This window comes from Gandjariella thermophila, from assembly GCF_005405885.1.
Taxonomy (GTDB): domain Bacteria; phylum Actinomycetota; class Actinomycetes; order Mycobacteriales; family Pseudonocardiaceae; genus Gandjariella; species Gandjariella thermophila.
On record NZ_BJFL01000071.1, the window covers coordinates 1 to 8,769 of the forward strand.

General features: G+C 68.0%; 12 protein-coding genes. 5 read left to right on the plus strand and 7 right to left on the minus strand.

The window, feature by feature from the left end; genetic code table 11:
* Positions 1 to 294: 294 nt before the first annotated feature.
* Both FFT21_RS27660 and FFT21_RS27665 read left to right on the plus strand, forming a co-directional pair.
* On the plus strand, positions 295 to 486 hold the full coding sequence (locus tag FFT21_RS27660; protein ID WP_137816856.1) for a hypothetical protein: 192 nt from the start codon (positions 295 to 297) through the stop codon (positions 484 to 486).
* Positions 487 to 503: 17 nt separating this feature from the next.
* The gene (locus FFT21_RS27665; RefSeq protein WP_137816857.1) at positions 504 to 1,163 is read left to right on the plus strand and encodes a hypothetical protein; all 660 of its coding nucleotides are present in this window, start codon (positions 504 to 506) and stop codon (positions 1,161 to 1,163) included.
* A 5-nt stretch (positions 1,164 to 1,168) separates the two neighbouring features.
* Here FFT21_RS27665 and FFT21_RS27670 read toward each other — a convergent pair whose 3' ends face one another.
* The 7 genes from FFT21_RS27670 to FFT21_RS27700 form a co-directional block, all read right to left on the minus strand.
* Positions 1,169 to 1,981: an ESX secretion-associated protein EspG gene (locus FFT21_RS27670; protein ID WP_137816858.1), complete on the minus strand. Its 813-nt coding sequence runs from the start codon at positions 1,979 to 1,981 to the stop codon at positions 1,169 to 1,171.
* Between the two features lie 9 nt (positions 1,982 to 1,990).
* Entirely contained in the window at positions 1,991 to 3,253 is a 1,263-nt protein-coding gene (locus tag FFT21_RS30450) for a PPE domain-containing protein (protein ID WP_137816859.1), read from the minus strand.
* Positions 3,254 to 3,268: 15 nt separating this feature from the next.
* Positions 3,269 to 3,529, minus strand: coding sequence for a hypothetical protein (locus tag FFT21_RS27680; RefSeq protein WP_137816860.1), 261 nt, complete (start codon positions 3,527 to 3,529; stop codon positions 3,269 to 3,271).
* Positions 3,530 to 3,531: 2 nt separating this feature from the next.
* Positions 3,532 to 4,086 carry a DUF3558 domain-containing protein gene (locus FFT21_RS27685; RefSeq protein WP_192909802.1) on the minus strand — a complete coding sequence of 185 codons (555 nt, stop codon included), beginning with the start codon at positions 4,084 to 4,086 and terminating at the stop codon, positions 3,532 to 3,534.
* Positions 4,087 to 4,126: 40 nt separating this feature from the next.
* Positions 4,127 to 4,492: a PE domain-containing protein gene (locus FFT21_RS27690; RefSeq protein WP_137816862.1), complete on the minus strand. Its 366-nt coding sequence runs from the start codon at positions 4,490 to 4,492 to the stop codon at positions 4,127 to 4,129.
* Between the two features lie 382 nt (positions 4,493 to 4,874).
* Positions 4,875 to 5,198: a hypothetical protein gene (locus FFT21_RS27695; protein ID WP_137816863.1), complete on the minus strand. Its 324-nt coding sequence runs from the start codon at positions 5,196 to 5,198 to the stop codon at positions 4,875 to 4,877.
* 418 nt (positions 5,199 to 5,616) lie between these two features.
* Positions 5,617 to 5,991 (minus strand): hypothetical protein, encoded by a 375-nt coding sequence (locus FFT21_RS27700; protein WP_225978820.1) that lies wholly within the window; start codon positions 5,989 to 5,991, stop codon positions 5,617 to 5,619.
* A gap of 756 nt (positions 5,992 to 6,747) precedes the next feature.
* Between FFT21_RS27700 and FFT21_RS27705 the strand changes: the two genes are divergently transcribed.
* From FFT21_RS27705 to FFT21_RS27715, 3 genes are all read left to right on the plus strand, one after another.
* A complete protein-coding gene (locus FFT21_RS27705) occupies positions 6,748 to 7,581 on the plus strand; it encodes a helix-turn-helix domain-containing protein (protein WP_137816864.1) in 834 nt (277 codons plus the stop codon).
* A 16-nt stretch (positions 7,582 to 7,597) separates the two neighbouring features.
* On the plus strand, positions 7,598 to 7,804 hold the full coding sequence (locus FFT21_RS27710) for a DUF397 domain-containing protein (protein WP_137816867.1): 207 nt from the start codon (positions 7,598 to 7,600) through the stop codon (positions 7,802 to 7,804).
* A gap of 139 nt (positions 7,805 to 7,943) precedes the next feature.
* Positions 7,944 to 8,339: a hypothetical protein gene (locus FFT21_RS27715; RefSeq protein ID WP_137816865.1), complete on the plus strand. Its 396-nt coding sequence runs from the start codon at positions 7,944 to 7,946 to the stop codon at positions 8,337 to 8,339.
* The last annotated feature ends 430 nt before the right edge of the window (positions 8,340 to 8,769 follow it).

An 8,769-nucleotide genomic window follows, 5' to 3' on the forward strand; every position in this document is an offset into this window, starting at 1 on the left:
AAAGTTCCCCGCACCTGGCCCTGGGCCAACCAGATCGTGAACGCATGGCAGCGCATCACCTCCCTGCCGCAAGCGCCCTAACCAGCACGAACCCGTCCCCGCGACCAAAGAAAGGACCCCGGGCCTGTGGAACCCCCGGCTACCCGGCCCGACAGCTGGGCAACCACCACGCCCAGGCCACAAAAACCAGCCACACCACAACAAAACACAACCTCCCCACCCACTCACCGACCGCCGTGAAAAGTCAGGGGTAGCGCGGCGGCGGATGCGGGCGCCGACATTGCCGGTGGCGCTGTGGGCAGCATCGTCGGTGAGGCTGCCGGCGGCGTTCTGGGCGGCATCCTCGCCGGCGCCGAGGTGGGCTTCATTGGCGGCAGCGAAGTTCCAGGACTAGGCAACGCCGTGGGCGCGGTGGTAGGTGGTGTCGTCGGCGGTTTCGCCGGCAGCACCGCCGCCAAGAAGATCCTGCACTTCTTCACCGGGTAAGCGGGAGCGAGTACATCATGACCACCAGCGATCCGACCGCCGGGCTTCCACCCAAACCCGATCCGCAGACCGGGCAGCCACGGCCACCACACGCCCCGGCGCTGCACACCAACCGCACGCCGCCAGAGTCGGACCGCGACCGCGAAACTCGGCTCTCCCGCAAGCCCGAACCTCCACCGGGTCAAGGCCCCGTGCTCGCCTGGTACCGGGCAAGTTGGTACGGCACTGTGCGGTTGGGGATTGTTGGTTTCGTGATCTTGCTGGTCGGTGCCGCCGTCTTGGGCTACATCAAAGGCTACGGACTACACGTGTTCAGCCTATGGTTCACCTGGCTGGTTATGGGCCTTGCAGCGGTTGGCATAGCCGCGTCCACCCGCAAGGACTGGTGTGCTGCTGGCGCTGACTGGGTGATGCATCAGGGCGCATGGGTGCTCACCTATGAACTTACCGAGATCAAGACTCGCGGCATCAGCAACACGATCTACGTGTATCTGACCGACAAGGACGGCCGCAAGATCGACGCGAGCATCGACATCCTGCAATCCGACCGCCTCGTGTGGGATCTTCTCTACAACGGCATGCGCCACTCTGTGGCCAAGGGCGCGGCGCTCAAAGGCACCGCCCGCAGCGCCCTGGGCCTACACCCACCAACCAGCACACCACCCACCACGGCCTGAGTCGATCATCGAGGCAACACGGGATTCGCGGTGTCCAGTCGTCCCAGCAACTCTGCCACGGCGTGAGTCAGGCGCTGGTGGTCGGCCGGTGCGAGGGTGGACCAGGGTCGGCCATCGCCGGACGGGCGGCGGGTGAACTGCCAGCGTCCGGTGGGCGTGTCGTAGACCGACACCACGTATGGTCCTCGTTCGCGGCGGCCCAGCATGCCGTGCCGTCGGGAACGGTGCGCGGCCCCGAATTGGCCCATCCGGACCACGTTGCCGAGGACCTCGCCGATCTTCTGGGCATCGGCCCAGGGGACGCCCTGATCGCGCAGGGCGGCCTCCAGCCGGGAGCGTGACTCGCCGGCTTGCGCCGCCGCCCGGTCCAGCGCCTCGGCCGGGATGGACACCGACCGCGACTTCGGCAGCGGATGCGGCGGCAACAGCCCCATCACGGCGCGGGCCAACGCGGTCTCCGGGATCGGCTCGACCACCAGTTCCTCATGGGTGAGCGTCGCGAGCACCCCCGTGCGGCCGTGGGAGGCGGCCAATGCCCGCAGCATCGGCCCGTGGGGGTCGAGACGCAGCCGCGCGTCGACCTCCCACTCTGGGCGGGCCAGCACCGTGAGCGCGTCGGCCAGGTCAGGATCCAGCGCGCCCGGCCGGTGCGCCAATCCCTTGGCGGCCAGCGACTCCCATGCCCGCCGGGCCAGCTCGCGGCGCTCGTCCATGGTGTGGCCGTGGGAGTCGATGGTGAGGACGGTGGGGTACTCGCCGAGTCCAAGCGCCTCCCACGCCAGGTCGTACTCCAGGCGGGAGAGCACGAATCTGCTCACGGCTGCGGGCTACTCCTCGGCACCGATCACCGGGGGCGCGACCTTCTGAATCCCGCCCTCCCAGACATCGTCGACCTCCTGAAGGTAGGCGGCCCGCTTGTGCTCGCGATCTTCTTCCTTCCGGCTCCCAGCGCCGCCAAGAGGGCCGCCCATGCCGGAAGCACCGGCCGGGCCACGGGCACCCGCCGCACCACGACCGAAGGGGCCTTCCTCGCCCGCCACAGCCCCGGCCCCCGACGCCGGACCGCGACCCGGTTGCTGGGAACCACGCGAGCCGAACTCCTCGGATGCGAGGCCTGAACCACGGGGACCGAGCCGGCCACCACGGCCGAGATTCTCGCCCTCAGCGCCACCGCCAGCTCCGCCAGGGCCACCGATCGGGCCGAACACCGGCCCGCCGATCGGGCTCGGTTGCGACCCACCAGGAGGGACCGCGCCCGGCGGCAGCGGCCGCCCAATCGGCCCCGGATGGAAAGTCGGCGGCTGGTACTGCGACGGGTCCGTGGTCTGCGGCGGACCGCTCGGCGGCGCAATCGGGCCACCCCCGCCACCCGGCGGCACCCACGAACCACCGCCGGAACCGCCGGTCACCCGCGAACCACCCGAGCCGGCAGTGCCGCCACCGGACACCGAGGGGCGACCGGACGTCGGACCAACACCAGGGCCTTGTTGCGGCGACGGCGGCGGCACATCCACGGTCACCGACGGCGGCGGCGTCCAGGTGCCCAGGTTGGACGTCGCGGCCTGGGAGCTGGCCTGGTACGTGTTCATCACGTGCACGGCCTGGGCCTTGGCCTCGTTGGCCTTCTGCTCCTGAGCATCCTGGTCGGTCTGGCCCCCGACGAGGTGCTCAAACCCCGCCGGAATACCCCAGTAATCCGAGTTGGCGGTCGAGGTGACCTGCTGCGGCTCGGGCATCGACGTCTTCGCCGTGGTGTAGGAGTTGTTCTGCGTGCCGAGGCTTGAATGCACCTGCCCGCCGGCCATGCCCGCATCCGACGCCCACTGCGCCAGCGGCATGATCCCGCCCTGGGCAGCCTCCGCTGCCGCACCGGACCACCCCACTCCGGCCGCCGCCAACGCGGTGCTCACCTGCGCCTGCACCGACTGCATCAGCGAGTTGAACTCACGCCAGACCGCCTCCGACGCACCCTTGTCCCCCGGGACCGCGAAACAACCCTTGTCCTCGACGATCGAGATCCCGTGGATCATGTCGTAAAGCTGCTGGTGGGAAAAACTGTCAAAGTTATAGCACTGACCGGCCACGGTCATCCCCCCTCTCACTGGCTAACCCTGATCACACCCGTCAACGACCTCGAACGCCACCGGCCCGGCAGCATCGATGTATCGCTTACCGGCCACCAACAATTCGCTTGCCTTATTGACATCGCCATCCTGCAAGGCGCGCAGCCCCGACGCCGTCAGTGCCCACCCCGTGAGCCTGTCAACAGCGCCCTCACGACCCAATCCCGGCTCAGCCGGAATCCCTTCGAGCAACACATCGATGACCCCATCGAGCCTGTCAGCCGCGCTGTGCAAGTCACCCATGGCTACCTCTGTTGCAATAGCGTCGACATCGCAGCCTGCGCCACTTGCTGGGCCGCGTCACAGTTGGGAGGCACACGGTTTTCAAATCCGGGAACGACAGAGGCCGTCGCCAGCAACTGCTGGCCGTTAGCCACGTCGACAGCCACATCGCAGCGTTCGGGCTCGGCTGCCAGGGTGACCTGGACAGCCGGAAAGCCAGCGATGGGCGGCAACTGAGTCACCTTGGACGGACCACTAGACCAGACGTCGATGCCCGCCGAACTGATTGCCGTGATGTAGTACACCGCAGGAATGCCGTTGAAGCCACAGCGCGGGGCATTGTCAAACCTCGTTGCTTGAGAGGGCCTCGGAGGCTGGTCAATCTTCAGCGCTGGCAACGTGGCTGGATTAATCAGCCGGCAAGGGTCGACCCCCGTCATCGACAGTGCCTTCGGCCGGGCCACGCTCGGAGTTGTCGCCGCCGTCGAGGTCATGCTCGCTGTGCTGGGTGGCGTGGCCTGCGTGGCGGGGGTGCCGCCTTGCGAGGTGCCACATCCGGCCGCGAGCGCGGTGCTCACGGCCACAAGGACTGCCCAGAGAGGACGGAGCTTGCGCAAGTCAGGCCTGCCTGTTGAAGGTGCTGGTGTTCGTGTCCTCGGCCAGGTTGTACGCCTTGGCGGCCTGGTCGAGCCCGTCAATGGTGTTGCTCAACTGGGCCACGTACGCCCAGGCGACACGGACGGCGGTCTCTGCCGTGGCAGTAAAGGCACCGGAGGCGTCCTTGGACACCGGGTCAGCCGCCATCGGTGGCACGCGCAGGTAGTCGGCCTTGTCCTGAAGAAAGTCCCGGACCCGGTTACGGGCGTCTTCGAGTTCCTTCTTTAGCGCCAGTACCTTGTCGGGCTGGACGATCATCTTGTCGGCTCCGCCCGCTCCCGGGATGGGCTGGCGCTGGCCATCAGCCGGCATCGCGGCGAACGGCATACTGCTCCCCCTACACTGTGCACCCTGGTGATCGAGTCGCGGTCACGGTAGCAGAGGCGAAGCCCCGAGTAGGCAAGTTCCTACATTCTGCTACGGCGAGGTCGATCACTGCCCTGGGCGCATGTTGTTGGTGGCGGGACCCCGCCGGACCTCGGTCAGGAGGACCGGCGGGGACCGCGGTCGCGCTGACCACGAGGGGGGAACGGAGTCAGCGGCGAACGGAAGTTGACCACGTCGGTTTGACGAGTGCAACAGACCCGGTCTGCGCTTCGGGTCTTCGACCGGTCTTCCGCGGCAGTGGACGCAGAGCTTGCCTTCGACCTGGCTGGGCGGCACGGCGACGAGGCGGGAATCGGACAGTCGAGATTCTTGCGATGTCGAGTCAGCAAGGCGGAGCTATTCCCGCCCGTCGCGCGAGGATGTCGAGGACTTCCAGGTCGAGCCGGTATGCCTGGGCGGGGTTGGTGGGGTCGATGTCTCTGACCTCGATCTCATACCAGTGTGCGCGTCCGTCACGGACGAGAAGGATCACGCTGGTGGTCGGGGTGGGTACGAGCGGGGTGTCGTCCGGGCTGCCGCCGTAGACGTAGATGTCGTACCCGGGCAGCAGGGACTTGGTAGAGCGGTCGAGTTGGTGGGCGATCAGGCTGCAGACCGCGGCTGCCTGGGACCTGTGGGTAGCGTGTTCTGGCTGGTTGCTGGTCATCTGACGGCTCCCTTGTGTGGGGCGGTGGAGGTACACGACCGGTGCTGACAACTTGCTGGCGCGAGGGCGTCGTAGGGCAGGTGCGTCGCGCCCGGCGTTGCCCTGAGCACCCGCCGGGCGACGAGTAGCGGGGCTGGCCGGGCGCTGCAGGACGGGTTGTTGCGGGTGCCTGACTGGAACGGATGGCGTTGCGCGAGGTCATTGGGCGCCGGGACTGCGGACTCGGGGGGATAGCACCGCGGACACGGCGGTAAGCGCGGGTTGGCGCGAGGGTGTGGCGGTGTGCAGGCGGCACCGCAGTCGGCTAACCCGAGGCGGTGGGCACCGAAGACCAGTCGGCGCGCGTTCGCATGCCGGACACGGTGTAGTCGGTCTCTGGTGAACAGCCCTGGCCAGGCATGGGTGTGTGGCGGCTGGCTCATGACCAGGTGCTGGCTGGTGTCCAGAGTTCGCTGGGTGGCAGGTGGATGAGCGTGGGGGCGCCGGGCGTGCCGTGGGGTGGAAGGTCGAGCAGTGCGCGGACGACGTCGGCGACAACGCCGCGTTGGTGCCACAGCACTGGCGGGTTGGGGCGTTCCAGGTCGTCCAACCGGTAGCGGGCGGCGAGCGCATCGTTGGCGGCCCGCGCGAGGTAGATGTCCATCGCTCCGTGTGCCGAGTGGAACCCGTAGATGCCGAGGACGTTGCGCGGTGCCGGGAGATGCCAGAAGCTGAATCCAGCAGCCACGCTGGAGCGGATTGCGTCCAGGTGCGGGGTGAGCGTGGGATCCCAGGACGTCTCGGCGGCGCTCATCGTGGCCCCCTCAATGGTTTCTGCGTCCGCCTACAGCGCACAGGGGCAGTCCATCCCCCATTCCTCGGCGAGCCGGGCTCGGAGGTGGTGCGACGGGTACGAGTACTGGACTGCGCGCGGGAGTTGAACCAGGCGGGCGCTGCGGCTGGACACGCCCGCCACAACTGTCGAGTGGTGCGCCGCACTCGTCGGCGAGTCCGCCAGCGTTGGATCGGGGACGAGGTCAGGGCCGCCGCGGACACCAGCGAGACCATGGAAACCACGGTCACCAGCACGAGATCACCCGACAACATGGGCCACACCCCGATCTCCGTCCTCAGCACCGCTGCGCACGCGGAGATAGGCAGACGGTGGATCCCAACCGGCCAGCGACGTGGCGATTGGCTCGGCCGAATGCGCTGGGCGCAGCGCCGGCAGCCCGTCGTGGTTCATTTGCGACCTCTTTCTCGCCCGCGGCGGGGCGGGACTCGCTGGGTGGGTGACTAGCGCCGTCTCGTTGCTGTGCGGCGGGATCAGCCGGGTTGAGCACGCTGTCGCCCGTCTGTGAGCGGGGAGTCGCCGGCGGTGCTTCGGTGCGACAGGCACCGTCGGCGACTCCCGTTGTTGTGGGCCGCGGCCGTCGACCCGCATCGTGGAGACTATGACTGAGACTCAAAGAAGACCCAGGGCCGAACGGGTGATTAATTGAGACTCAAAAGGGACCGCTCGATCGGGCGACGATCAGGCTCAGTCGATGGCTGCGGCAGACTGACCGGCATGCTGGAGGACGAGCTCGGCCCGGTGGTCCAACGATTGATCCTCGGCGAACGCCTGCGTGAACTCCGCGACGCCGCCGGCGTCGAACTCGACGAGGCCAACGACCGCATCAGCCGGTACCGCGGCAAGCTGTCCAAGATCGAAAACGGGATGCTGGCGGCCAAGGAAACCGAACTCGAGGTGCTGTTCAAGCTCTACGAGGTCCCCGGTCCGGTCGCCGACGAGGTCCGCAAGCTCGGTATGGAAGCCCGCAAACGCGCCACGCCGGAGCGGGTGCCGGACTGGTCCCGGCAGTACGTCGCCCTGGAACGCGCCGCCTCCGAGATCCGCATGGCCTACGCGGAAGTGCCTGGGCTGTTGCAGACCCTCGAGTACGGCCAAGCGCAGCTGCTGCGCTCACCGGTGGTGACCGGAGCGGACGTGGTGGGCATGGCCGAGGCTCGTTGGCAGCGCGGCGAACGACTGCGCCGAGCGAACGCGCCCAAGGTGTGGGCCGTCCTGGGTGAGGAAGCCCTCTACCGCGAGGTCGGCGGTCCGCAGGTCCTTCGCCGTCAGCTCCAGCGACTCCGCGAGTTCGCTCATCTCCCCAACGTCTCGCTGCACGTACTGCCGTTCTCCGCCGGTGCCAGTCCCGCGCTCAGTTGCCCCTTCACGCTGCTCTACATCGAACGCGCCCGCGCCACCATTGCCTACGTTGAGACGTTGACCGGCTCTGACTACCTGCGGTCTACCGGGGCATATAGCCTCGCCTTCGAGCATTGCCAGCGTGACGCGCTGCCCGAAGACGACACGCGGGCGCTGCTTGATCGCCGGATCACCGATCTTGACCAATAGGAGCACCAGTATGTGGATGCCTGCCCCCGCCGTGGAAGGCGCACGGTGGCGCAAAAGCACACGCAGTGGCGGTGGTGGGGCACAGTGCGTGGAGATCGCGAACCTGCCAGCACGCACGGCAGTCCGTGACTCCAAGCGCCCCGACGGACCGGCACTGCTGTTCCGCGCTGCTACGTGGTCTGCCTTCCTGGACGGTGTGAAGGCCGGCGCTCTGGACCTGTAGACCGAGCGCCACAACAGCCAGAGGGGGTGCCAACGGTGCGACGGCATCCCCTCTCGCTGTCTCTCCGCAGCCGTCAGCACTGACCCGACCGCAGTCGACAGGCGTCTCGGCGACCGTTGGTCAAACTTGACGCCCGAAGGTGGGCGGCACCTACTGTCGCGGTCTGCGCGAGGAACCTTCCGCCGCCGGCATTCCAGGGACAAGTTCGCGGCCGAACCGGTCGGTTGAGGTCGGCGGCATCATATTCGATCACGAGGAGTCGATCGACCCGCACAACCGCGACTGCGCCGCACCCGAGTTCACCACCTACCTCCGCACCCTGCCTGAGGCCAAAGCCGGCCTGATCAAAGCCGCGCGGTTGGAAGGAGCAGAAGCAAACTTCTCGCCCCAGCGCCTTGAACTCCTCCGTGTACAGAGCGTCCATCAACGTCGCGACCAGCCCAACCGGGTGCTGGGTGACGTTGAGGAGGACCACGGGCATGGGCACACCGGCCGAGCCGGCGGAGCAAATCGAGCGGAACAGCACCCGGGATGACGCCGCGACGACGGCGCCCGCGGTCGAGCGGGTGCACGCCGCGCTGACCCGAGACGAGGCGCGGACGGTGGCGGAACTGGCCACCGTGTTGGGGTTGGGGCGTTCCACGGTGGGCAAGGCGTTGGTGGCCTTGGAGTCCGCCGGGCGCGCGGAGCGCGACCGGGCAAACCGCGATGGCACACGCCGCGCGCCGGATGTGTGGCGGCTGCCCGTGACCGTGTGCAAGCCGCAGACCGAGCAGGCCACGGACGCCAATCGCACCCGCAATATCGGCGGCACTGGTGAGGCGACGCGCGCGACCGTCCCCGCCCTACTCGATCGAAGCCCAAGACGACCGCCTGAAGTCCTACGTGGATTCCCAGCCGGGGTGGCGGATCGTGATGCGGTTCTCCGACGACGCCTCCGGGGCCACCACCGACCGCGAGGACCT

Coding starts and splice junctions, on each gene's coding strand:
- FFT21_RS27690 (WP_137816862.1), bottom strand. CDS start 4,492: ATGCCGTTCGCCGCGATGCCGGCTGATGGCCAGCGCCAGCCCATCCCG.
- FFT21_RS27665 (WP_137816857.1), top strand. CDS start 504: ATGACCACCAGCGATCCGACCGCCGGGCTTCCACCCAAACCCGATCCG.
- FFT21_RS27680 (WP_137816860.1), bottom strand. CDS start 3,529: ATGGGTGACTTGCACAGCGCGGCTGACAGGCTCGATGGGGTCATCGAT.
- FFT21_RS30450 (WP_137816859.1), bottom strand. CDS start 3,253: ATGACCGTGGCCGGTCAGTGCTATAACTTTGACAGTTTTTCCCACCAG.
- FFT21_RS27710 (WP_137816867.1), top strand. CDS start 7,598: ATGCCTGCCCCCGCCGTGGAAGGCGCACGGTGGCGCAAAAGCACACGC.
- FFT21_RS27705 (WP_137816864.1), top strand. CDS start 6,748: ATGCTGGAGGACGAGCTCGGCCCGGTGGTCCAACGATTGATCCTCGGC.
- FFT21_RS27700 (WP_225978820.1), bottom strand. CDS start 5,991: ATGAGCGCCGCCGAGACGTCCTGGGATCCCACGCTCACCCCGCACCTG.
- FFT21_RS27695 (WP_137816863.1), bottom strand. CDS start 5,198: ATGACCAGCAACCAGCCAGAACACGCTACCCACAGGTCCCAGGCAGCC.